Raw genomic sequence first — 22,984 nt, 5'->3', positions numbered from 1 at the left:
CAGGCGCCGCGGCCCCAGCCTGACACCCGCCGGAACTCTCCCGGCGCGCCTCACAATATCCCATGCTTGAACCACGCGTCTGGGACATTTTTTGCAAGGTGATTGACAACTTTGGTGACATTGGCGTGTGCTGGCGCCTGGCCGCCGACCTGGCTTCGCGCGGCCATCAGGTGCGGCTGTGGGTCGACGATGCTTCGGCGCTGCGCTGGATGGCGCCTTCGGGGTGCGATGGCGTTCGCGTGCTGCCGTGGGACCAAGCCCCGGACCTGGCTGCGGCAGGGCTTCAAGAGCAGCCCTGCGACGTGATGATAGAGGCCTTCGGCTGCGACATTGCTCCTGAATTCATAGCTGTCTGCGCCCGTCGTCATTTGGCTGTAGGCCAAAAACCGGTCTGGATCAACCTGGAATACCTGTCCGCGGAAGGCTACGTCGAGCGCTGCCACGCCATGCCCTCGCCGGTGCAGGCCGGCCCGGCGGCGGGCTGGATCAAGTGGTTTTACTACCCGGGCTTTACCGCGCAGACCGGCGGCCTGCTGCGCGAGCCCGGCCTGCCCGCGCGCCAAGCCGGTTTTGACCGCGCCGCCTGGCTGGCGGCCCAAGGCATTGACTGGGGCGGCGAAAAACTGGTCTCGCTGTTTTGCTACGAGCCGCCCGCGCTGGCCGCCCTGCTGGCGCGGTGGGCGCAGCACGGCCTGCAGGGCCAGCCGCTGCGCCTGCTGCTGGCGGCCGGGCGTGCCCAGACGGCGGTAAAAGCCGCATTAAATGATGAAAAGTGCCTCCAGCCCATATATAACGTGCATGGTTTGCTATCAATTTCATACCTTGAGCTGCTCCCGCAAAACCAGTTCGATCATTTGCTGTGGGCCTGCGACCTGAACTTTGTGCGCGGCGAAGACTCGGTCGTGCGCGCGCTGTGGGCCGGCAAACCGTTTGTCTGGCAGATTTACCCGCAGCATGACGCGGCCCATGTAGCCAAGCTGCAGGCTTTTCTGGACATGCTGCAGGCGCCGCCTTCGCTGCGGCGTTTTCACGAGGTCTGGAACGCCCTGGACGGCGAACTGCCGACGGCCGACCTGCCCGCCTGGAGCCGCTGCGCCCTGGCAGCCCGGCAGCGCCAGCAGCAGCAGGACGACCTGGCCACGCAGCTGGTCCGCTTTGTCGCGCACAATGAACGGCAAACCCCATGAGACTGCTGCTGATTGAAGACGACACCATGATTGGCCGCGCGGTCCGCCAGGGCCTGAGCGATGCCGGCTTTGCCGTGGACTGGGTCATGGAGGGCCGCGCCGCCGAACGGGCGCTGGCCAATGGTGTGTATGACCTGGCACTGCTGGACCTGGGCCTGCCGGGGCAGGACGGCATGGCTGTGCTCAGAGGCCTGCGCGCGCGCGGCAGCGCGCTGCCGGTGCTGATCGTCACGGCGCGCGACGCGGTCTCTGACCGCATTGCCGGGCTCAATGCGGGCGCCGATGACTATGTGCTCAAACCGTTTGACCTCGACGAGCTGATCGCGCGGGTACGCGCGCTGCTGCGCCGCCACGCGGGGGGCGGCTCGCCGCTGCTGGAATGCGGCGCGTTGGCGCTGGACCCGGTGAAAAAGCAGGTCAGCCTGAACGGCGAGACCGTGAACCTGTCGGCGCGCGAGTTTGCCCTGCTGGAAACGCTGATGCAGCGCCCCGGCGCCGTGCTGTCACGCGAGCAGCTGGAAGACTCGATTTACGGCTGGACCGAGGAAATCGGCAGCAATGCGGTTGAGGTGCACCTGCACAAGCTGCGTCGCAAGCTGGGCGCCGACACCATCCGCAATGTGCGCGGCGTGGGCTACAAGGTGGTTGCCCCATGACACGGCGCGGCGTGCAGTCCATCCACCGCCGGGTGCTGGTCTGGGCCATGGGTGCGCTGTTCGTCGGCGCCAGCCTGCTGGTCGGCGGCTCTTACTGGGTGCTGGCGCACGAGATGCAGGAGGTGTTTGAAGACAACCTCAAGCAGGTGGCGCTGGCGGTAGCCAACCACCACGGCACCTATGGCATGGCGCGCACGCCGCGCATTGCCGAGCAGCTGCCCCGTGTTTACGAGGAATACGGCCCGTTCGAATTTGTCACCGCGGCCTGGAGCCTCAGCGGCGCATTGCTGCACCGGTCCGACCCCACGGTGGCGCTGCCTTTTCTCTCGCGCAGCGGCCTGAGCCGCGTGGCTATTGGCCATGAGCAGTGGCATCTGTACACCATCGTGCTGCAAGACGGCATCGTCCAGGCCGCCCAGCGCGACAGCGATCGCCAGGCACTGGCCCGCGAGACCGGCACCAAGCTGATCCTGCCTGCGCTGCTGATGCTGGTGCTGCTGGCGGGCCTGCTGACGCTGGCCCTGCGGCGCGGACTGGCGCCGCTGGCGCTGGCGGCCAGCGAAGTCACGACACGCAACGTCGAGGCGCTGCACCCGATCGCGCTATCCGCGCATCCGCCGGAGCTGCACCTGCTGATAGGCGCCATCAACGACCTGATGGCCCGGCTCGGCGGCGCGCTGGCGCTGCAGCGCCACTTTCTGGCCGATGCGGCCCACGAGCTGCGCACGCCCGTGACGGCGCTGCGGCTGCAACTGCAGCTGCTGGAGCGCGCGGATGACGCGGCGCAGCGCGATGCCGCCATGGCGCAGCTGCGCGCCGGCATTGAGCGGGCCCAGCACCTGATCGAGCAGTTGCTGCAGCTGTCCAGGCTGGCCCCCGAAACCCCGGCGCTGCGCCGCGAGCCGGTCGACCTGGCCGGCCTGGTTCGCAGCTGCGTGAGCCGCTTCAGCGCCCGCGCCGACGAGCGGCAGATCGATCTGGGCGCCGTGGTCGAAGGTGCGCCCACGGCCAGCGCGGACCCGCAACAACTCACGATCTTGCTGAACAACCTGGTCGACAACGCGCTGCGCCACACGCCAGCGGCCGGCCGGGTCGATGTGGGCGCGAGCCTGGAAGACGGCCGCCCCTGCCTGTCGGTGACCGACAGCGGGCCGGGAATATCTGCCGCCGAGCGTCAGCAGGTGTTTAACCGTTTTTACCGCGGCAGCAACCACCACAACGGCCACGCCGACAGCAGCGCGCCGCATGGCAGTGGCCTCGGGCTGGCCATTGTGCAGGCGGTGGCCGAGCGCCACGGCGCCGAGATTCGCCTGGACGATGCGCCTGGCGGCCCCGGCCTGCGGGTCAGCGTGCTGCTACCGGCGGATTGATTCGCGCCAGCGCCGGGGCCGGACGGCACGGCGCGAACAGGTCGAGCGCGCCGTTGTAAGCCTGGGTCTGCACATCGAGCACGCCCAGTACCGAATGGAACAGGTTGTCATGGCTGAGCTCGGCACCGGCGCGCGCGCGCAGGCAGTCCTGGTCGACATGAAAGCTGCGGCGAAAGCCGGGCGACAGCCACATCACCAGCGGCACCCGCTTTTGCACGTCGGGCGCAATCGGGTAGGGCACGCCGTGCAGGTAAAGCCCGTTGTCACCGAGCGACTCCCCGTGGTCCGACACATAAAGCATGGCGGTGTCGTACTTTTTCTCCGCTTGGCCCAGAAAGTCGATGAGGCCCGAGAGAAAGTAGTCGGTGTACAGCAGCGAGTTGTCATAGGCATTGACAATTTCCGCGCTGGAGCAGCCGCGCAGGTCTTCGTTCTCGCAGGCCGGCGAAAAGCGTTTGAACACCGCCGGATAGCGCTTGTAATAGGCCGGGCCATGGCTGCCCAGCTGGTGCATGACCACCAGCAGGTTGCCCTGGGCGTCGCGGGCAATGCCCTCCATGCCCTGTAGCAGCACCTCGTCCAGGCACTGCCCTTCGGCGCACAGCGCTTCGATGCTGGCGTGGTCCATCTGCTCTGTGGGCAGGCCCTCGCACACCCCCTTGCAGCCGGACTGGTTGTCGCGCCACAGCACCTTGAAACCGGCCCGCGCCAGCACATGCAGCAGCGACTCATGGGAGCGAATCTTGTCCTCGTCGTACTGGGCGCGGCCAAACGGTGAAAACATGCAGGGCAGCGATACCTCGGTCGAGGTGCCGCAGGCGGTGACATGCGAAAAGCTGATGACGTCCTGCTTGGCCAGCAAGGGGTTGGTCGGGCGCGCATAGCCATTAAGCGAAAAATTCTGAGCGCGCGCGGTCTCGCCCACCACCAGCACGAACAGCGCCGGCCGGGCGCGGCTGCTCCAGGCGGCGCCCAGCCGTGCATCCGCGCCCACGGCAATCTTGGGCTGGTCAGGCCGTTTGGCGCTGCCCCAGGCATTGCTGGCCAGCGCCACCACCACATTGCCCGGCGTCAGCAGGTAGCGCACCTCGCGATGGTTGCGCATCAGTGAGGCGAAATCGGCAAACACCAGCAGCAGGCAGGCCACGCCAATGACCAGCGCCCCCACCACCGAGGCCAGCCGCAACGCCACCGCGCGGCGCAGGCGCCGGCGCTTGAGCTGCGGCCACCATAGCAGCGCGACGGGCAGCGCGCCGAGCAGCAGCAGGTGCGGCACCATGCCCCAGACCAGCAACTCTCGGGCTTCCTGCACATTGGTGGCCAGCACATTGCGCAACATGGCGCGGTCCAGGTAAATGGCGTAATGGTCCATGTACCAGGAAGCAAAGGCGGTGCACAGCACCAGCACGGTCAGCAGCGGCTTGACACTCAGGCGCGTCGCCAGCAGCGCGACGAAAGCAAAGTAAAACGCGGAAAAAGAGACGAACAGGGCAGCGGCAAAACCCCAGGTGGCGGCCTGGTCCCAGCCGCGCCCCATCAGCGCGGCGCGCCAGAACGGCCCGTTGCCGGCCAGCAGCAAAAAGCCGACACACAGCAGGACCAGGGTTTCGGCCTGCAGCGTCGGCCGCCGTGACCGGTGGTTCAGTGGGCGGCTGGAAATCGGTAGCAAGACGGCGGGTTTGTGCATTGGGGGCGTTGCGGCGGCCCGGGGCGCCACCAAAAAGTCAGGAAAGTTTACAGCTTGCGGGCTCGACCCTTAGCGCAGCCTTAAGACCCGCAGCAGCCGGCCGGACAGTATTCACCCTTGTCGGGGCATGGATACAGGCCCGAAAAAAACGCTAAAATATGGGGCTTTGCATTCTCCGCTGTCTGGACAATGCCGCACTCCACCTCCGCGGGCGACCTTACCCGTTCTCGCCTTGGCGGCCAACACCTTACCTAGAAACTGTTATGAAAATCGCTCAAGAAATCCGCGCCGGCAATGTCATCATGCACGGCAAAGACCCGATGGTGGTGCTCAAGACCGAATACAGCCGCGGCGGGCGCAACTCCGCCACCGTGCGCATGAAGCTCAAAAGCCTGATCGCCAACTTCAACACCGAAGTCGTGTTCAAGGCCGATGACAAGATCGACCAGGTCATTCTGGACAAGAAAGACTGCACCTACTCCTACTTTGCCGATCCGATGTACATCTGCATGGACTCCGAGTACAACCAGTACGAAGTCGAAGCCGAAAACATGGGCGACTCGCTGAACTACCTGCAGGACGGCATGGAGCTTGAAGTCGTGTTTTACGACGGCAAGGCGATTTCGGTCGAAGTGCCGACCAGCGTGCAGCGCGAAATCACCTGGACCGAGCCTGCCGTCAAGGGCGATACCTCCGGCAAGGTGCTCAAACCCGCCAAGATCGCCACCGGCTTTGAAATTGGCGTGCCTATTTTTGTGGCGCAAGGCGATGTCGTTGAAATCGACACCCGCACCGGCGAATACCGCAAACGCGTCTGAACGCCGTCCTGTTTTCTATGCAATGTGCAATCAAAAGGCTCCTCACGGAGCCTTTTTTGCGTTTTTTTATGACAGCCCCAACATCCCGGCATGGCGGCGTATCGCCAATACGTCATCTCAACCGGTAAATAAAAATCATGGAACAAACACAAGATTTATCCGCAAGCCGCCTGGCAGACGCCTGGGCCGAGTTGCAGGCCTTCTCCAGCGACGCGACACCGCTGCACGCTGACGCCAATCGCCTGGCCTTCGCTGACCCCGAGTTCCTGCTCAGGCGCGAAACCCGGGGCCTGCGTATCCAGCTGGAAATGCTCAAGCCTGAAATTAGCCAGCATGAGCAAGGCATTGAAAACACCATCGTGGTGTTTGGCAGCGCGCGCTTTGAGGCGCTCGAGCAGGCCAGCGCCGCCCTGGCGGCCGCAGAAACCAACCTGGCCAAACTCAACCAGGCGGAAAGAGGCGGCCTTGAGGCAGCACAGGACGCGCTGGATTCAAAGGCCGCGCGCGATGCGCTGGCGGTGGCCAGACGCCAGATGCGCAACGCCCACTACTACGAGCAGGCCAGGCAGTTTGCGCGCCTGGTGGCGACCTACAGCCATCCGCGCCCGGCGGCCGAGCAACTCTTTATCTGCACCGGTGGCGGGCCCGGCATCATGGAGGCGGCCAACCGGGGCGCGCAGGAAATGGGTGCGCTCAACGTCGGCCTCAACATTGTGTTGCCGCACGAACAAGGTTCCAACCCCTACGTGTCACCCTCGCTGAACTTCAAGTTTCACTACTTTGCGCTGCGCAAGATGCATTTCATGATGCGGGCCAAGGCGCTGGTGGCCTTTCCGGGCGGCTTTGGAACGCTGGACGAGCTGTTTGAAGTCATCACCCTGGTGCAAACCGGCAAGGCCAAGCCGGTGCCCATCATTCTTTTTGGCTCTGATTACTGGAAGCGTCTTGTCAACTTTGAGGTGCTGATCGAAGAAGGCACGATTTCACCGGACGATCTCAAGCTGTTCCAGTATGTCGATGAGCCGCAGGTGGCGTGGGACGCCATCAGAAACTTCTACAAACTTTAAACTTTTGCAGGGTCTTGCCTGCCCTGCGGGGTCAGGCTGTCCTTGAGCAGCCAGGCCGCGCGTGAGCCGGCGCCCACCACGGCCCCGGTGACCCAAAACACGCCGGCAATCCCGATCAGCGCACCGGCCGAACCGAACAGCATGGGCATGAGCACGCTGGAGGCGTTGATCGCCATCAGCCGAAGGCCCAGCGCTTCGCCGTGGCGCGCCTCGGGCGTGATCTGGTGCAGCATGCTCATGATCATCGGCTGCACCGTCCCCAGCGCAAAACCCAGCAGCACCGAACACATCCCCATGGTCAGCGCCGAAGGCATCAAGGGATAGACGCCAAACAGCACGGCCGTGGCTAGCATGGCGCCCGCCAGCACGCGCCATTCGCGCAGGTGCGCCGCTACCAGCGGCATCAGCATCCGGATCAGGGCCGCCGCCACGGCAAATGCGCCCAGGATGGAGCCAATCACCGAGGCGCTGATGCCGCGCTCAAAACCCAGCACCGGCACCACGAAGGTGTGGACATCCCAGCAGGACGACAAAAACCAGTTCACCAGCATCAGCCGGCGAAACACCGGCTCGCGCAGCAAGTCCCAGGCCTTGGGCTGCGCCGCGCCGCCGGGCGCAATCACAGGCGGCAATTCATGGGTGCGGCGAACCAGAAACCAGCTGGCCACCGGCAACACCGCCATCAGCAAAAAAGCCGCGCGGTAGCCCGGCAGGCTGCCCGCTTCGGCACCGGCGTGGTCAATCAGCAAGCCGGCCGTGAAAGGCCCGACAAAATTGGAAACCGCCGGGCCAATCGACAGCCAGCTGAACACCTGCTTGAGTTGCAGCGCGCCGGTGGCCGAGCGCCCGACATGGCGCTGCAGCGAAATCACGGCCGCACCGGTGGCGCCACCGGTCAGCAGCGCGGCCAGGCACAGTACCGGAAACACCGGAAAAGCCACGGCAGCGCCCGCCCCCGCCACCGCCGCCACCACGCTGAAACTGAAGGGCCGCCGCAGCCCATGCCGGTCCGCAAACCGGCCGGCCGGAAGCGCCAGAAAGACCTGCGTCAGGGCAAACAGCGCCAGCAACACGCCGACCGCTGCCGGGCTGTACCCTTGACGCAGCGCCAGCAGCGGCGCGGCCATGCGGGTGCCCGCCATGCAGGCGTGCAGGCAGATCTGCGCAAGAATCAGGCGGGCGAGTTCAGGGCTCAACGCTAGTCAACGTCCTTGTCCAGCGGAATCAGCCGCGCCGAGTCGGCCTCGGGCAGTGCCTCGACATTGCGCAGCGCCTTGCCCATCACGCGGCTGCGCTGTTCGGCGCTGCTCAGGGTATTGAGCACGGTTTCGGTCTGCGATTTGACTTTGGCCAGCACATCGCCAAACTTGCCAAACTCGGTCTTGACCGCGCCCAGCACCTGCCATACCTCGCTGGAGCGCTTTTCAAGCGCCAGCGTCCGGAATCCCATCTGCAGCGAGTTGAGCATGGCCAGCAAGGTCGTGGGGCCGGCCAGCGTGATGCGGTGGTCGCGCTGCAGGCTTTCCATCAGGCCGGGGCGGCGGAGCACTTCGGCGTACAGGCCCTCCGTCGGCAAAAACAGGATTGCAAAGTCGGTGGTGTAAGGCGGCTCAATGTATTTCTCGGAAATCGATCTGGCCTCCAGCCGAATCCGAACTTCCAGCGCCTTGCCGGCGATTTCCGCACCCGGCCCGTCGGCGCGCTGCTGCGCATCGAGCAGGCGCTCGTAGTCTTCATTGGGAAACTTGGCGTCAATCGGCAACCACAGCGGCTCGCCCGAATCGGACCGGCCCGGCAGCTTGATGGCGAAGTCCACCGGGTTTTTGCCGCCCGGGCGCGTGACGACCTGCGCCGCGTACTGGTCGACGGTGAACACCTGCTCCAGCAGGGCCGAAAGCTGCGCCTCGCCAAAGATGCCGCGGGTTTTGACGTTGGTCAGCAGATGCTTGAGGTCGCCCACGCCCTGCGCCAGTGTCTGCATCTCGCCCAGGCCCTTGTGCACCTGCTCCAGCCGGTCGGCCACCTGCTTGAAGCTTTCGCCGAGACGGGTTTCCAGCGTGGTCTGCAGTTTTTCATCGACCGTCTTGCGCATCTCGTCGAGCTTCGCGGAGTTGGTTTGCTGCAGCTGGGCCAGCTGCTTTTCCAGCGTTTCCCGCACTTCCCCCATGCGCCGCGCGTTGGATTCGCTGACCGACTGCAGCTGCGTGCTCAGGGTGTCCGACAGGGTTTTCTGCAGCAGGGTCAGCTGCTGGGCAAACGCGTCGATCTGCGTGTTTTGCGTGCGTATGGCTTCTGCGCTTTGCTGCACCAGGGTTTGCTGAAAGGTGGCGAAGGTGCCGCCCAGCTCCTGCCGGCCGGCCCGGGCGCTGTCGCCAATCTCGCGGCGCAACTCGCGCTCCAGCTTGTCATGTCCGGCCGTGATGCCCAGCAGCAGCTCAGTGCGGTGTTTGTCGTCGTCGGCGCCCGCGGGCTTGCGCAGCAGCAGCCAGACCAGCAACAGCAGATTGAGCAGCAGCCCGCCAATGATCAACCAGATTTCCATGGGTAATTCGTTCGATTGCTATCTATTTAATAGCTTGTAATGGCTGGTTTAATGGGGTCAAAGGCGGTTTTCCTTCAAAAAACGCGATCAGGTTGTCGGCCGCCAGGCTGGCCATGGCCAGCCGCGTCGGCACGGTGGCGCTGGCGATGTGCGGCGTCAGCACCACATTGGGCACGGTAAGCAAATCAGGGTGCACCGCTGGCTCGCCTTCAAACACGTCCAGCCCGGCGGCCGCGATGCGCCTGGTCTTCAGCGCCGCGGCCAGCGCTGCATCGTCCACAATGCCGCCGCGCGCAATATTGATCAGCGTCGCCGTCGGCTTCATCAGCGCCAGCTCGGCCGCGCCAATGGTGTGGTGCGATGCTGCCGAATACGGCAGCACCAGCACCAGATGATCGGCAGTCCGCAGAAGCTCTTCCTTGCCGACGTAGCCGGCCTTGCATTCGGCCTCCAGCGCGGCGTCCAGCCGGGAGCGGTTGTGGTAGATCACCTTCATGCCAAAGCCGTGCGCGCCGCGTTTGGCAATGCCCTGCCCGATGCGGCCCATGCCCAGAATGCCCAGGGTGGCGCCATGAATGTCGGAGCCGGCAAACATGTCGTAGCTCCATTTGGTCCATTGGCCGGCGCGCAGGAAATGCTCGCTCTCGGTAATGCGGCGGGCCGTCGCCATCAGCAGCGCAAAGCCGAAATCGGCCGTGGTCTCGGTCAGCACATCGGGTGCGTTGGTCGCCAGCACACCGGCGGCGGTCATCGCGTCAAGGTCGAAGTTGTTGTAGCCCACGGCCATGTTGGCGCAGATTTTGAGCCGCGGGCACTGCGCCAGCACCTCGGCATCAATGCGGTCACCGCCGGTGGTGAAGGCGCCGTCCTTGTCGCTCAGGCGTTCGGCCAGTTCTGCCTTGCTCCAGCTGTCGTCGTTCTGGTTGGTCTGCAGGTCAAAGTGCTGCTCAAGCCGCGCAATCACCTCGGGGAACACGGCGCGCGCAACAAGTATCTTGGGTTTGCTCATGATGTTTAACTCGCTTTGAGAATGATGAGGGTGGGCCGGCTTACCTGAACCAGATGAAGGTCATGACAATGAACAGGGGAATCAGTACCGCCCCGGACCAGAGCATGTAGCCAAAAAAGCCCGGCATCTTGATGCCACGGTCCTCGGCCACGGCCTTGACCATCATGTTGGGGGCATTGCCGATATAGGAGTTGGCGCCCATGAAGACCGCGCCGGCGGAAATGGCCGCCAGCGTGGGCGCCATGGCCGTCATCAGCGCCGCCGGGTCACCGCCCGCCGTGTTGAAAAACACCAGGTAGGTGGGTGCGTTGTCCAGAAAGGAACTGAGCGCGCCGGTGGCCCAGAAATACATGGCCGGATCGGGCTGGCCATCGGGCCGGGTCACCGCCGCGATGATGGCGCCGAAAGGCCCTTGCGTGCCGGCCTTGAGCATGGCAATCACCGGAATAATGGTCAGAAAGATGCCGGCAAACAGCTTGGCCACTTCCTGCATCGGTCCCCACGAGAACTGGTTGTCCTGGTGCACGCTGGCCGGGGTCAGCCGCAGCGACACCAGCGTCACCACGACCAGGCCGACGTCACGCACCAGGCCCGGCAGGCCGACTTCGGTGCCGGCGAGGTTGAAGGCCACGGCCGATTTCCAGAAACCGCTGAGCAGCACCAGCGCCACCACGGCGCCCAGCAGCCAGAAGTTGATTGCCCCGTCGAAGCCGATGCGCCGGGTATCGGGCGTCGGGTCCACGGACAGAACGCCTTCCCGGCGGTAGTACCAGCAGTCCAGCGCATAAAAAATACCCAGCAGGCAGCCCGCCAGAAACAGCGTTTCCGGGAAGATATGGCTGACCGTCCAGAAGAAATCGACCCCCTTGAGGAAGCCCAGAAACAGCGGCGGGTCGCCGAGCGGCGTCAGCGAGCCACCGGCATTGGACACCAGGAAGATAAAGAACACCACCACATGCGCCTTGTGCACGCGGTTGTCGTTGGCCCGGATCAGCGGGCGGATCATCAGCATCGAGGCGCCGGTGGTGCCCATGAAGCTGGCCAGCACTGTGCCAATGGCCAGAATGGAGGTGTTGAGCGCCGGGCTGCCGTGCAGGTTGCCGCGAATGAAAATGCCACCGGACACGGTGTACAGCGCGGTCAGCAGCACGATGAAGGGAATGTATTCGGCCAGCAGCGCATGCACAAAGCTGCCGCCCGCCAGCGCCGGGCCAAACACCAGCGCAAACGGCAGAAAAAACGCCAGCGACCAGGCGGCCGCCACCTTGCCGAAATGATGGTGCCAGAACGACGCCAGCAGCAGCGGCATCAGCGCGATCGACAGCAAGATGCCGGCGAACGGAATGGCCCAGAACCCGGACAATTGGGCGCCCTGAATCTCGGCGGCCGGGGACAGGCCCGGAAACAGGCACAGCAAGGGAGTGGCAGCAAGCCAGCGAAAATTTTTCATGGAAAGGAAATGTCAGTAAATAAGTCCGAGACCGCCGGCGCGTTGCACCGGAGCATCAGGCAATCTCAAAAACCTGGCGCAGGTAGGCCAGGTACTTCTCGTCGTCACACATGTTTTTGGACGGCGTGTCCGACAGCTTGGCCACCGGCTGGCCATTGCAGCGAATCATCTTGATCACGATCTGCAGCGGCTCGTAACCGAGGTCATTGGTCAGGTTGGTGCCTATGCCGAAAGCCAGCTGGCAACGCCCCTTGAACTGCTGGTACAGCTCGATGGTGCGCGGCACCGTCAGCGCGTCACTGAAAATCAGTGTTTTGGTGATGGGGTCCACCCGGCTTTTGGCATAGTGCGCCAGCATGCGCTCGCCCCAATCAAAGGGGTCACCGCTGTCATGGCGGGCACCGTCAAACAGCTTGCAGAAATACATGTCAAAGTCGCGCAGGAACGCGCTCATGCCGTACACGTCCGACAGCGCAATGCCCAGGTCGCCCCGGTATTCCCTGGCCCAGGATTCAAAACCAAAGACCTGGCTGTCACGCAACCGCGGGCCCAGTCCCTGGCAGGCCTGCAGGTATTCATGGGCCATGGTGCCCAGCGGTGTCAGGCCCAGCTTCATCGCAAACAGCACATTGCTGCTGCCGGCCAGTTGCCCCGCCACGCCTGAACCCAGACGCGCCACCAGGGTGCGCAGCACCTCTTCGTGCCAGGCCTTGCCAAAACGTCGGCGGGTGCCGTAATCAGCAATCTTGAGCGCCCGCAAACCATCGGCCTGCAGCAGATTGATCTTGGTGTCCAGGCGCTTGCGGCCCTCGGTCAGGTCCGGCTGCTTTTGCGTGTTGCGAAAATACACCTCATTGACGATGGCCAGCACCGGGATCTCGAACAGGATGGTATGCAGCCACGGGCCCTTGATGGCGATATCAATCTCGCCCGTTGGCAGCGCCGTGACCGTCACATACTTTTCATTGAGCCGGAAAATGCCCAGAAAATCGACAAAGTCGCTCTTGATGAAACGCATGGCCTTGAGGTAAGCCAGCTCGGCATCCTGAAAGCGCAGGCTGCACAGACCGCGAATTTCTGCACGGATCTCATTAACAAAGGGCGCCAGGTCTCCGATGCCCTCAGCGCCCGCGTTGCGGCACTTGAACCGGTACTCGACCTCGGCACCCGGAAACTGGTGCAGCACCACCTGCATCATGGTGAACTTGTACAGGTCGGTATCAATCAGGCTGGTGATGATCATGGAGAAACCGGAGATGGTGGGCGCCCTGTCTTGAAACCGCTCAGGTGCCCAAGAAATCCACTTCAAACAGCAGGGTGGCATTCGGCGGAATCACGCCGCCCGCGCCGCGCGCGCCGTAGCCCAGCGCCGCCGGGATGATCAGGCGGCGCGTGCCACCCACCGACATGCCCTGCACGCCCTCGTCCCAGCCCTTGATGACCTGGCCGGCGCCGAGCGAAAACTCGAAGGGCTGGCCACGGTCCTTGCTGGAATCAAACTTGGCGCCCTGCACGCCGTCGTTGTAAAGCCAGCCGGTGTAATGCACCTTCACGTTTTGCCCGGCCTTGGCAATCGCGCCCATGCCCTGCACGGTGTCTTCGTACTGCAGGCCGGAGGCGGTGGTGATCAGGGTCGTCATGGCAATGTCTTTCTAAAATCGTGGTCAAAAAGGGAGGAAACCGAAGCGGCGGTCTTCGCGCACCTGGCTTTTTTACGAATCCCTGACTTTACCCGCAACCAGCACGAGGCGCCGGTCAGCGCTGCCCGCCAGCAACTGGTTTTGCTCGGCCACCAGTATCGGCATGCCGCTGCTTTTCAGCGCCAGCAAGGCGTTGCGAATCGACTCCACCAGCAAGGGCGCAATGCCCTCGCAGGGCTCGTCCAGCAGCAGGATTCGGGGGCTGGTCATCAGCGTACGGGCAATGGCCAGCATCTGCTGCTCGCCACCGCTCATGAGGGCCGCTGGCCGCTTCAGCATGGTTTTGAGCACCGGAAACAGATCCAGCACGCGCGCTTCCTGCGCCATGGCATCGCGTCCGGCCGCAATGCGCAGGTTCTCGCGCACCGTGAGCCCGGTAAACAGCCGGCGGTCCTCGGCCACATAGCCCAGCCCGGCGCGCGCGCGGCGGTGCGTCGCCCAGCGCTCGATGTTCGCCGCACCTGCTGCGCCCTGGTAGCCGATGCGGCCTTCAGTGCGCACCTCCAGCCCCATCAGCGCCTTGAGCAAAGTCGATTTGCCCGCGCCGTTGAGGCCTTGCAGCACGACAAATTCGCCCGCCTCGACCCGAAGCGACACCCCAAACAGCGCCTGCGCCTGGCCATAAAAGGCGTTCAGTTGCACTATCTCAAGCATGGCCCCCTCCCCCGCCGGCTTGCTCGCCCAGGTAGCGGCTGCGCACGGTGCGGTCGCGCGAAATCTCTTCAAATGAGCCCTGCGCCGCCAGCCGGCCTTCAATCAGCACCAGCACCCGGTCGGCCACACCGGCCACCGCGTCCATATTGTGTTCGGTGTAGAGCACCGCCATGCCTTGCCGCGCCAGCTGTTTGACGAGTTGCATCAACCCGCCGCGCTCCGCTTCGGCCAGACCGGCGGCGGGTTCGTCGAGCAGCAGCAACTGCGGCCTGGCCGCCAGCGCCACGGCCAGCTCCAGCCGCTTTTTGGCGCCGTAAGGCAGGCTCAGCACGTCCTGGCTTGCCAGTTCGGCCAGCCCGGTTTGTTCAAGCAGCGCAGGCGCCTCGTCGCGCCACTGCGCATCCAGCAGTTTGAAGGCAGAAATCCCTCCCGGCCCGCGCCCTGCCTGCACCGCCAGCTGCACATTTTGTAGCACCGTCAGGGCTTCAAAGACCTGCGCCACCTGAAAGGTGCGGGCCACGCCGTGCTTCAAACGCGCGGCGGGCGCCAGCGTGTCCAGCGTCTGGCCCTTCCACACGATATGCCCGGCAGTCAGCGGGTACTGGCCGGCAATGCAGGCAAAGCAGCTGGACTTGCCGGCCCCGTTCGGGCCAATCAGCGCCACGCACTCCCCGCCGGCGACCTCAAAGCTGACGCCATCGACCGCCTTGATGCCGCCAAAGTGCTTCACCAGCCCCTGCACCTGCAGTACCTGCCCTGCCTGCAGCATCAACGCGTCCTCCGGCCGGCCAGCAGCGACAGCAAGCCCGAAGGCGAGGCCACCATGATTAGCATGATGAACACGCCCAGCAACCCGCGCCAGTAGGTCACCTCACGGCCCAGCTCGGCCCCGGCATAGCTCAGCAGCGCGCTGCCCACCACCGCACCCCAGAGCTGGTGCACACCGCCCAGCAAGACCACCAGCAAGGCATCGACCGAGGTGGCGACGGCCGCCAGCGACGGGAACACCGCGCCCTTGTGCGCCGCAAACAGGCCGCCCGCCAGGCCCGCCAGCACGGCGCTCTCGACAAAAATGCGGTACTTGAGCCAGCCCACGGGCAGCCCGGATGCCGCCGCGCGCAGCGGGGCATCGCGCACCGCCTGCAGCGCCGCCCCCAGCACCGACCGGCCCAGCCAGCGCAGCGCCATGACAGCCAGCAGCGCCAGCGCCACCAGCAATAGATAAAAAACCGTCCGGCCCTCGTCGCTGACCAGCGCCAGCCCGATGATGCCGTTGTCGCCGCCGGTCAGGCTGACCCACTGCGTCGCGCCGGCCCAGATCACCTGGGCCAGCGCCAGCGACAGCATGGCCAGATAGACGCCCGAGCTGCGCACCACCGCCGCGCCAAACACTGCGGCGACCAGCAGCGCCGCCGCGCAACCCACCGCCAGTGCCAGCGGCAGCGACGCACCCCACAGGCTGTGCGACAGCGCCGCCCCATAGGCGCCAAGCGCAAAAAAAGCCGCATGGCCAAAGCTGACCAGGCCGCCCAGCGCCATCATGGCCTGCAGGCTGATGCCAAAAATCATCAGGATCAGCGCATCGGCCGCCAGTGTTTGCCAGTACGGCCCGCCCTGCCAGGCCAGGCCGGCCAGCAGCACCAGCGCCAGTGCGATGACCAGGCTAGCGGGCCAGCCGAGACGAAGGCCGTGAAACTTCTGCGCCACCTCGCGCACACTGCCGGGCACGCCGCCCATCGAGGTCGCCGACAAGCCACTGAGCCCCTGCGGGCGCAACACCAGCACCCCCGCCATGGTCAAAAACACAATCACCAGGGTGGCCTGCGGAAACACGCCAATGCCGAACGCATGCACCAGCCCGATCAGCAAGGCCGCCACAAAGGCACCGCCTATGCTGCCCAGGCCGCCGGTGACCACGACCACAAAAGTCTCGACGATGACGTTCATGTCCATCTGCAGGTGGGCCGGCTCACGCGGCAACTGCAGCGCGCCGGCCAGGCCGGCCAGCGCGCAGCCCAGCACCACCGCACCCAGCATCAGCGGCTTGGGGTTGACGCCCAGCGCCGCCAGCATTTCGCGGTCTTGCGTGGCGGCGCGCAGGCGCTGGCCAAACAGCGAGCGCCTGAGCAGCAGATGCAGGCCCAGCCACACCAGCGGGCCCAGCCCGATCATCACCAGCGGGTAAACCGGGAAGAATTCGTCGCCAATCTGGACCGAGCCCTTGAGGCCGGGAAAGCGCGGCGCAAACACCTCGTCAACGCCAAAGCCCCACTGCATCGCGTCATGCATGGCCAGGCTCAGGCCGAAAGTCGCCACCAGCTGGTACAGCTCGGGCGCGCCCGCCATCCGCCGGAGCAATAAAAATTCGGCCACAGCCCCCGCCAAACCTGCGCAGACTGCTCCTAAAAGCATAGCAATCAGGTACAGCGCAGCGCTCTCACCCCAGGCCGGAAACCAGTTGGTGACCCAGTGCGCGGCAAACAATGCGCCCAGCATGAAAAAGCTGCCGTGCGCAAAGTTGACGATACGCGTCACGCCAAAGATCAGCGACAGGCCCGCCGCCATCAGGAACAGCGTGGTGGCGTATGACAGCCCACCGAGCAGTTGCACGACGGAAAACGTCATTGCGCCAGCGGGCCGCCCCAAGCCAGGCCAGCCGCCGAGGGAGACAGCGCAGGGCACGCAGTGAAAAGCGTAGGTGCCTTTTTGCGCCGGGCGTCCTCTTCACGCCAGCAGGGGCCGCGGAACCGGCTTCGCCAGGCCGCAGGCGCAGCGCCCCCCGGGGGGGCAGCGCCGTACGCGAAGCGACAAGCGTGGGGGCTCATCAGTCCAGCCAGGTCGTGAAGTCTTTGGCGCTCACGCGCGGTGTGCGAAAGGTATTGACCAGCGCGGTCTCATCGGCATAGCCCAGCGACATGCCGCAGACCAGCATTTCGTCGGGACCGGCGCTGATGTGCGGCAGGATGATTTTGGCAAAGCCGTTCCAGGCGGCCTGCGGACAGGTGTGCAGGCCGTGGCCGCGCGCGGACACCATGATGTTCTGCAAAAACATGCCGTAATCGACCAGCGAGCCGCGCCCCATCGCCCGGTCAACCGTGAACATCAGGCCGACGGGCGCGTCAAAAAACCGGAAGTTGCGCTGGTGCTGCGCATGCATCTTGTCTTTGTCACCCTTGCCAATGCCGAGCAGGCCGTACAGGCCCCAGCCGTTTTCGCGGCGCCGGTCAATATAGGGCGACACCCATTTCTCGGGGTAATAGTCGTACTCCTCTTTGAATTCAGCGGCCAGCTCGGGGTTGGCGCGCAGGTCATCGTGCGCCTGGCAGACCTTGTTGACCAGCAGGTCGCGGCTGGCGCCCTGCAGCACATAGACCTTCCAGGGCTGGGTATTGGTGCCCGAAGCGGCCCGGCTGGACAGCGCCAGCATGTGGGCCAGCATCTCCCGGGGCACCGGCGTCGGCAGAAATTGGCGTATCGACTGGCGGCTGTCAATCGCCTGATCAACAGCATTGAGGGTTGGCTTCACTTCAAGGTCTCCAGTACACAAAGTAGTTGTGGGGGCAGGGCAATCGGCCGGCGCGTGGCGCGGTCCACATACACATGAACAAAGTGACCCCTGGCGGCGCAGGGCTGGCGCTCATCGGCCGGAAAAAGCCCCAGCTCGTAGCGCACGCTGGACGCGCCCACCTGCGCCACCCGGATGCCCGCCACCACCGCCTCGGGAAAAGCCAGCGGCGCAAAGTAGTTGCATTGCGTTTCCACCACCAGGCCAATCGTCTCGCCCGCATGGATGTCAATGGCGCCGCGCTCAATCAGCAGGCCGTTGACGGCGGTGTCAAACCAGCTGTAGTAGACGACATTGTTGACATGGCCATAGACGTCGTTGTCGGACCAGCGGGTGGCGATGGGACGAAAGGCCTTGTAGGCGCTGCGGGGTTCGGCTTGGGGGCGCATCGTTGAAGTCATCAGTCGCTATTCTGCCAGTGAAGATTGCCCCCACGCTTGTCGCTTCGCGTACTGCGCTACCCCCCGCGGGGGCCGCTGCGCCTGCGGCCCGGCAAAGCCGGTTCCGCGGCCCCTGCTGGCGTGAGAGAACTCCCGGCGCCGGTGGTCGTGGCCCCCATGCTTCTCGTTTTGCGTACTGCCCTGCCCCTGAAGGGGCTGACCGGATTATTTGGGGTTCCATCGTTGCCAATATTCCAGCGCCACGCGGTAGGTGTTCACCTGCACCTGCACGGTTTCGTCAATCTTTTCGCCGTAGCCGCCCGCCATGGAAAACGCCAGCGGAATGCGGCGCTGCCAGGCCCAGTCAAAGACGCGGCGGTCGCGCGCTTCCAGGCCGTCATAGCTGAGGGCCAGGCGGCCCAGCCGGTCGCCTTCAAACGGATCGGCGCCGGCCAGAAACAGCAGCAGCCCCGGCGCAAAGCGCCGATCCAGTTCATCCAGCGCGTGCTCCAGCGCCTGCAAATAGGGCGCGTCGCTGCAGCCGTCGGGCAGTTCCACATCCAGGTCGCTGGCTTCCTTGCGAAACGGAAAATTCTTTTGCCCATGCAGCGACAGTGTGAACACGCTCGGATCACTGGCAAAGATGCTGGCCGTGCCATTGCCCTGGTGCACGTCCAGGTCAATGATGGCCACCTGCAGGGGCTTGCGCTCAACGCGAGCATGTTCGGCCTGCATCAGCCGCGCAGCGACGGCCGCGTCGTTGTATACGCAAAACCCGCCGCCCTTGTGGGCGTACGCGTGGTGCGTGCCGCCCGCCAGATTGGCGGCAACACCCTCGCGCCGCGCACCCGCGCCCCGCCCCAGGGCCACGCGCGCAGCCGACAGCGTGGCGCCGACCGAGCGGCGCGCCCGCTCGGACATGCCAGGGCTCCAGGGAAAGCCGATCTCGCGCTGGGCCGGAGCCGGCAGCGTGCCCTCGGTGACGGCGGCGATGTAGCCGGGGGTATGCACCAGTGCCAGTTCGCCGTCACTGGCCGCCGGCGCCTGGGCCATCTGCACGGCGGACAGCTCGGCCACCAGGCGGTCCCGCAGCAGCCGGTACTTGGCCATGGGAAAGCGATGGCCGGCGGGCAGCGGCAAAACAAAGTTATCGGCGTAGAAGGCTTGCAAGATGAAGTCTGCTCAAGGCAAAAAACACAATTGTGGACGTTATGACGCGGTGATGTCCTGCCCCCCTAATAGGCCCCTAATAGGCCATTACCCCTAAAATGGTGCAGCGCAGCAAAAGAATGCTTGCAATCGTGCAGGCATACCCTATACTTCAGGTCATGTTGCAGTGCAGCAATTTAAAGCAAGGCAACTGTTTTACCGTTACCCACTATTTGGAGATTAATTATGCTGACCGCTGAACAAATCATGGCCTCCCACAAAGCCAACATCGAAACCCTGTTTGGTCTGACCCACAAAGCCTTTGAAGGCGTTGAGAAACTGGTCGAACTGAATGTGCAAGCCACCAAGGCTGCCCTGGCCGAAACCGCCAACCACACGCAAGCCGTGATGGGCGTGAAAGACGCACAAGAACTGCTGGCCCTGCAAGCCAGCATGGTTCAGCCCCTGGCTGAGAAAACCGCTGCTTACAGCCGTCACCTGTATGACATCGCTTCGGCTGCCGGTGCCGATCTGGGCAAGACCTTTGAAGGTCAAGCCGCTGAAGTCCAAAAGCAGATCGTCGGCCTGGTTGACAGCGCCGCCAAGAACGCACCGGCTGGCTCCGAGACCGCTGTGGCTGCCCTGAAAAGCGCCGTGGCTGCTGCCAACAACGCGTTTGAGTCGGTTCAAAAAGCCGTCAAGCAAGCCGGTGACATGGCCGAAGCCAACTTCAACAACGTGGCAGCCACCGCTGTCAACGCTTCGAAGACTGTCGCTAAAAAGCGTTAATTCTTTAACAACACTATTTGAAGGCGCTTAACAGGCTTTCAATACAAGTTGTCTCCTCGAGTCTTCTCCGAAATTCATTTTTCACAGACTCGTTAAAGCCTGATCGAAAGATCGGGCTTTTTTTTGGTCAAATCAATCCTTAGCCCAATATTCATGGGCGCCATCAGCTATAAAAATAGCCACTCAGGGTGCCGAAGCGGACCCTTCGGCCAGCCTGGCCCGCAACGCGGGCAGCGCCGCCAGCATGGCCGCCCGGCCCGCCTCGATGGCGCGCTGCCGGGCCGAAAAATCAGCGCTTTTCAGGCCCACCAGCGACGGCCGCACCACCACATCGGCATTCTTCAGCTCGTACTGGTTGATGCTTTTGCCCATGATGGCAAAGGTCTGCAGCAAAATCTGCAGCGTGCCGTCGGCCGGGTTGGCTTCGGGTGGGCTCGAAATATCGACCGCGACCACCACGTCGGCGCCCATCTGCCGCGCAAAACGCACCGGCACCGGCGACACCAGGCCGCCATCGACATACTCGCGACCATTGATCTTGACCGGCACAAACACCGCCGGTACCGCGCTCGACGCCCGCACCGCCGTGCCGGTGTCGCCGCGCTGAAACAACACGGCCTGGCCGCTGTTCAGGTCGGTCGCCACAATGCCCAGCGGAATCGCCATGTTCTCGATCAGCTTGCCGGCCACCAGTTCGTTGACATAACGGGCCAGCGCATCGCCGCGAAACATGCCGCGCCCCACGATCGGCAGCATCCAGTCGGTGATGGCGACCTCTTCCATGTTCAGCGCGGTCTGCTGCAGCTGGGCGCTGGTTTTGCCGCTGGCATAAATCGCCGCCACCAGGCTGCCGGCCGAGGTGCCGACCACCAGCTGCGGCCTGAGCCCGGCCTCTTCGAGCACCGCGATCACGCCGACATGGGCAAAGCCGCGCGCTGCGCCACCGCCCAAAGCAAGACCAATTTTCAGGGACTTTTTCACCGCCACCGGGGCCGGCACGGCCGGTGGCTGGCTGGCCGGGCCACCGGGCGGCGTGGCGCAGCCCGCCAGCAGCATGACGGGCAAAACCAGTCTGAAAGCTAGCCTCGACCACCTGCGGGGGCTTGAATTTTTGCACGCCCCAAAGCAATTGAGAATAATTCGCGTTTGTATTAAACTAGCCAAACTCCAACCTTTCAGGATCTGATTCACCATGACAAAAACCGCTTCGTCCCTTGCCTGCATCGCGCTGGCCGCCGCCGCCCTGCTGGGCACCGCAGTCAGCGCCAGCGCCCAGGAGCAAGTCGTCAACCTGTATTCTGCACGCCACTACCAGACCGACGAAGCCCTCTACAGCAACTTCACCAAGACCACCGGCATCAAGGTGAACCGGGTCGACGCCGACGACGCCGGCATTTTGGCGCGCCTCAAGGCCGAAGGCGCAGCCTCGCCGGCCGACGTGATTTTGCTGGTCGACGCGGCCCGCCTCTGGAAAGGCGACATCGACGGCCTGTTCAAGCCGATCAAGTCGCCCGTGCTGGAAGCGGCGATTCCGGCCAAGCTGCGCGCCCGGGAATCGGCCGAGGGCACGACCTGGTTCGGCTTTTCAACCCGCGCCCGCGTGGTGGTCTATGACAAGCTCAAGGTCAAAAAAGCCGATGTCGACACCTACGAAGAACTGGCTGACCCGAAAAACAAGGGCTTGCTGTGCACCCGCTCGGGCGCGCACCCCTACAACCTGTCGCTGTTCGGCGCCGTGACCGAGCACCTGGGCGAAGCCAAGGCGGAAACCTGGCTCAAGGGCCTCGTAGCCAACATGGCGCGCGACCCCAAGGGCGGTGACAGCGACCAGATCAAGGCCGTGGCCAGTGGCGAGTGCGGCATTGCGCTGACCAACACCTACTACCTGGCCCGCATCATGCGCTCCAGCACGCCCGAAGACAAAGCGGTTGCCGACCGCGTCGGCGTGGTCTTCCCGAACCAGGAGACCTGGGGCACGCATGTCAATATTGCCGGCGCCGCCGTGGCCAAAAACGCCAAGAACACCGCCAACGCCGTCAAGTTCATGGAATACCTGGCCAGCGCCAGCGCGCAGGAGTATTTTGCCAACGGCAACAACGAGTGGCCGGCCGTGCCCAAGCTGAAGGTCAGCAACCCGGCGCTGCAAGCCATGACGGGTTCGGCGGGCGGCAGCTTCAAGTCGGAAACCATCCCGATCAGCGCCGTCGGCAAAAACCAGATCAAGGTGCAGCAGATGCTGGACCGCGTCGGCTACAAGTAAGCTGCCGCGCCCCCGCCTGGATAAAAGCCCGGTCACCGAAAGGTGGCCGGGCTTTGTTGCATCGGTCATAATTGCATCTTACGTTTACGTCAACGTCAATCCCCTATCATTTTTCAACTTCAAGGAACAAGCATGGACATCGCAGGCAAGGTATTTATCGTCACCGGTGGCGCATCGGGTCTGGGTGAAGGCACGGCGCGCATGCTGGTGGCCAACGGCGCCAAGGTCGTGATTGCCGACATGCAGGCCGACAAGGGCGAGGCGATTGCGAAGGAGCTGGGCGCGGGCAACGCCGCTTTCGTCAAATGCGACGTGAGCCAGGAAGCCGACGGCCAGGCCGTAGTGGCCAAGGCCGTGTCCATGGGCAAGCTGATGGGCCTGGTCAACTGCGCGGGCATCGCGCCGGCCGAAAAAACCGTCGGCAAAAACGGCGCCCACAGCCTGGCCGTGTTCAGCAAGACCATCACCGTCAACCTGATCGGCAGCTTCAACATGATCCGCCTGGCGGCAGACGCCATGTGCAAGAACGAGCCCGAAGCCACCGGCGAGCGCGGCGTGATGATCTCCACCGCCTCGGTAGCCGCCTACGACGGCCAGATCGGCCAGGCCGCCTACAGCGCGTCCAAGGGCGGCATTGTCGGCATGACGCTGCCGATTGCCCGCGACCTGGCGCGCAACGGCATCCGCAACATGACGATTGC

The 22,984-nt window shown here is 64.2% G+C and carries 22 protein-coding genes; 8 read left to right on the top strand and 14 right to left on the bottom strand.

Annotated elements, in window-relative coordinates; translation table 11 throughout:
- The first annotated feature begins 62 nt into the window (after positions 1-62).
- Genes earP through RMO23_RS14615 form a run of 3 tightly spaced genes read left to right on the top strand, consistent with a single transcriptional unit; the run spans position 63 to position 3,213 of the window.
- Positions 63-1,187 carry an elongation factor P maturation arginine rhamnosyltransferase EarP gene (gene earP, locus RMO23_RS14625; RefSeq protein WP_309682999.1) on the top strand — a complete coding sequence of 375 codons (1,125 nt, stop codon included), beginning with the start codon at positions 63-65 and terminating at the stop codon, positions 1,185-1,187.
- On the top strand, positions 1,184-1,843 hold the full coding sequence (locus tag RMO23_RS14620) for a response regulator (RefSeq protein WP_309682997.1): 660 nt from the start codon (positions 1,184-1,186) through the stop codon (positions 1,841-1,843). The genes earP and RMO23_RS14620 overlap by 4 nt, the downstream gene beginning before the upstream one ends.
- Complete coding sequence (locus RMO23_RS14615) at positions 1,840-3,213, top strand: HAMP domain-containing sensor histidine kinase (protein ID WP_309682995.1); 1,374 nt, start codon at positions 1,840-1,842, stop codon at positions 3,211-3,213. The genes RMO23_RS14620 and RMO23_RS14615 overlap by 4 nt, the downstream gene beginning before the upstream one ends.
- Here RMO23_RS14615 and RMO23_RS14610 read toward each other — a convergent pair.
- Positions 3,188-4,900: a phosphoethanolamine--lipid A transferase gene (locus tag RMO23_RS14610; RefSeq protein ID WP_309682991.1), complete on the bottom strand. Its 1,713-nt coding sequence runs from the start codon at positions 4,898-4,900 to the stop codon at positions 3,188-3,190. The genes RMO23_RS14615 and RMO23_RS14610 overlap by 26 nt on opposite strands.
- A gap of 263 nt (positions 4,901-5,163) precedes the next feature.
- Between RMO23_RS14610 and efp the strand changes: the two genes are divergently transcribed.
- Complete coding sequence (efp, locus tag RMO23_RS14605; RefSeq protein WP_309682988.1) at positions 5,164-5,718, top strand: elongation factor P; 555 nt, start codon at positions 5,164-5,166, stop codon at positions 5,716-5,718.
- A gap of 137 nt (positions 5,719-5,855) precedes the next feature.
- A complete protein-coding gene (locus RMO23_RS14600) occupies positions 5,856-6,785 on the top strand; it encodes a TIGR00730 family Rossman fold protein (protein WP_309682986.1) in 930 nt (309 codons plus the stop codon).
- Here the strand turns inward: RMO23_RS14600 and RMO23_RS14595 are convergent.
- The 12 genes from RMO23_RS14595 to RMO23_RS14540 form a co-directional block, all read right to left on the bottom strand.
- Positions 6,782-7,981, bottom strand: coding sequence for an MFS transporter (locus RMO23_RS14595; RefSeq protein WP_309682984.1), 1,200 nt, complete (start codon positions 7,979-7,981; stop codon positions 6,782-6,784). The two genes, RMO23_RS14600 and RMO23_RS14595, sit on opposite strands and share 4 nt — an antisense overlap.
- 2 nt (positions 7,982-7,983) lie before the next feature.
- Positions 7,984-9,327 (bottom strand): DNA recombination protein RmuC, encoded by a 1,344-nt coding sequence (gene rmuC / locus RMO23_RS14590; RefSeq protein WP_309682981.1) that lies wholly within the window; start codon positions 9,325-9,327, stop codon positions 7,984-7,986.
- Positions 9,328-9,349: 22 nt separating this feature from the next.
- Positions 9,350-10,336 carry a D-glycerate dehydrogenase gene (locus RMO23_RS14585; protein WP_309682978.1) on the bottom strand — a complete coding sequence of 329 codons (987 nt, stop codon included), beginning with the start codon at positions 10,334-10,336 and terminating at the stop codon, positions 9,350-9,352.
- 40 nt (positions 10,337-10,376) lie between these two features.
- Positions 10,377-11,786, bottom strand: a complete 1,410-nt coding sequence (locus RMO23_RS14580) for a sodium:proton antiporter (RefSeq protein ID WP_309682974.1) — start codon at positions 11,784-11,786, stop codon at positions 10,377-10,379.
- Between the two features lie 55 nt (positions 11,787-11,841).
- On the bottom strand, positions 11,842-13,029 hold the full coding sequence (gene pncB / locus RMO23_RS14575; protein ID WP_309682971.1) for a nicotinate phosphoribosyltransferase: 1,188 nt from the start codon (positions 13,027-13,029) through the stop codon (positions 11,842-11,844).
- Positions 13,030-13,069: 40 nt separating this feature from the next.
- Positions 13,070-13,426, bottom strand: a complete 357-nt coding sequence (locus tag RMO23_RS14570; RefSeq protein WP_309682969.1) for an FKBP-type peptidyl-prolyl cis-trans isomerase — start codon at positions 13,424-13,426, stop codon at positions 13,070-13,072.
- A 72-nt stretch (positions 13,427-13,498) separates the two neighbouring features.
- Positions 13,499-14,140 carry an ABC transporter ATP-binding protein gene (locus tag RMO23_RS14565; protein ID WP_309682967.1) on the bottom strand — a complete coding sequence of 214 codons (642 nt, stop codon included), beginning with the start codon at positions 14,138-14,140 and terminating at the stop codon, positions 13,499-13,501.
- Positions 14,133-14,909, bottom strand: coding sequence for an ABC transporter ATP-binding protein (locus RMO23_RS14560; protein WP_309682964.1), 777 nt, complete (start codon positions 14,907-14,909; stop codon positions 14,133-14,135). The genes RMO23_RS14565 and RMO23_RS14560 overlap by 8 nt, the downstream gene beginning before the upstream one ends.
- Complete coding sequence (locus RMO23_RS14555) at positions 14,909-16,765, bottom strand: ABC transporter permease (protein ID WP_309682960.1); 1,857 nt, start codon at positions 16,763-16,765, stop codon at positions 14,909-14,911. Before RMO23_RS14555 ends, RMO23_RS14560 begins: the two co-directional genes overlap by 1 nt.
- Before the next feature lie 199 nt (positions 16,766-16,964).
- Positions 16,965-17,666: a nitroreductase gene (locus RMO23_RS14550; protein WP_309682957.1), complete on the bottom strand. Its 702-nt coding sequence runs from the start codon at positions 17,664-17,666 to the stop codon at positions 16,965-16,967.
- Positions 17,663-18,106: a thioesterase family protein gene (locus tag RMO23_RS14545; protein ID WP_309682955.1), complete on the bottom strand. Its 444-nt coding sequence runs from the start codon at positions 18,104-18,106 to the stop codon at positions 17,663-17,665. The genes RMO23_RS14550 and RMO23_RS14545 overlap by 4 nt, the downstream gene beginning before the upstream one ends.
- A 204-nt stretch (positions 18,107-18,310) precedes the next feature.
- Complete coding sequence (locus tag RMO23_RS14540; protein WP_309682951.1) at positions 18,311-19,255, bottom strand: histone deacetylase; 945 nt, start codon at positions 19,253-19,255, stop codon at positions 18,311-18,313.
- 222 nt (positions 19,256-19,477) lie between these two features.
- Here RMO23_RS14540 and RMO23_RS14535 point away from each other — a divergent pair, with 222 nt between their 5' ends.
- Positions 19,478-20,023, top strand: coding sequence for a phasin family protein (locus RMO23_RS14535; RefSeq protein WP_309683061.1), 546 nt, complete (start codon positions 19,478-19,480; stop codon positions 20,021-20,023).
- 183 nt (positions 20,024-20,206) lie between these two features.
- Here RMO23_RS14535 and RMO23_RS14530 read toward each other — a convergent pair whose 3' ends face one another.
- Positions 20,207-21,079, bottom strand: coding sequence for a patatin-like phospholipase family protein (locus RMO23_RS14530; protein ID WP_309682948.1), 873 nt, complete (start codon positions 21,077-21,079; stop codon positions 20,207-20,209).
- A gap of 136 nt (positions 21,080-21,215) precedes the next feature.
- Here RMO23_RS14530 and RMO23_RS14525 point away from each other — a divergent pair, with 136 nt between their 5' ends.
- Both RMO23_RS14525 and RMO23_RS14520 read left to right on the top strand, forming a co-directional pair.
- Positions 21,216-22,283 (top strand): extracellular solute-binding protein, encoded by a 1,068-nt coding sequence (locus RMO23_RS14525; protein WP_309682945.1) that lies wholly within the window; start codon positions 21,216-21,218, stop codon positions 22,281-22,283.
- Positions 22,284-22,415: 132 nt separating this feature from the next.
- On the top strand, positions 22,416-22,984 hold a 569-nt coding region (locus RMO23_RS14520; RefSeq protein WP_309682942.1), incomplete at its 3' end, for an SDR family NAD(P)-dependent oxidoreductase.

This window comes from Polaromonas sp., from assembly GCF_031411155.1.
Classification (GTDB): domain Bacteria; phylum Pseudomonadota; class Gammaproteobacteria; order Burkholderiales; family Burkholderiaceae_C; genus Polaromonas.
Note: the sequence above shows the minus strand (reverse complement) of the source record. Positions and strands in the feature narration are given on the sequence as shown.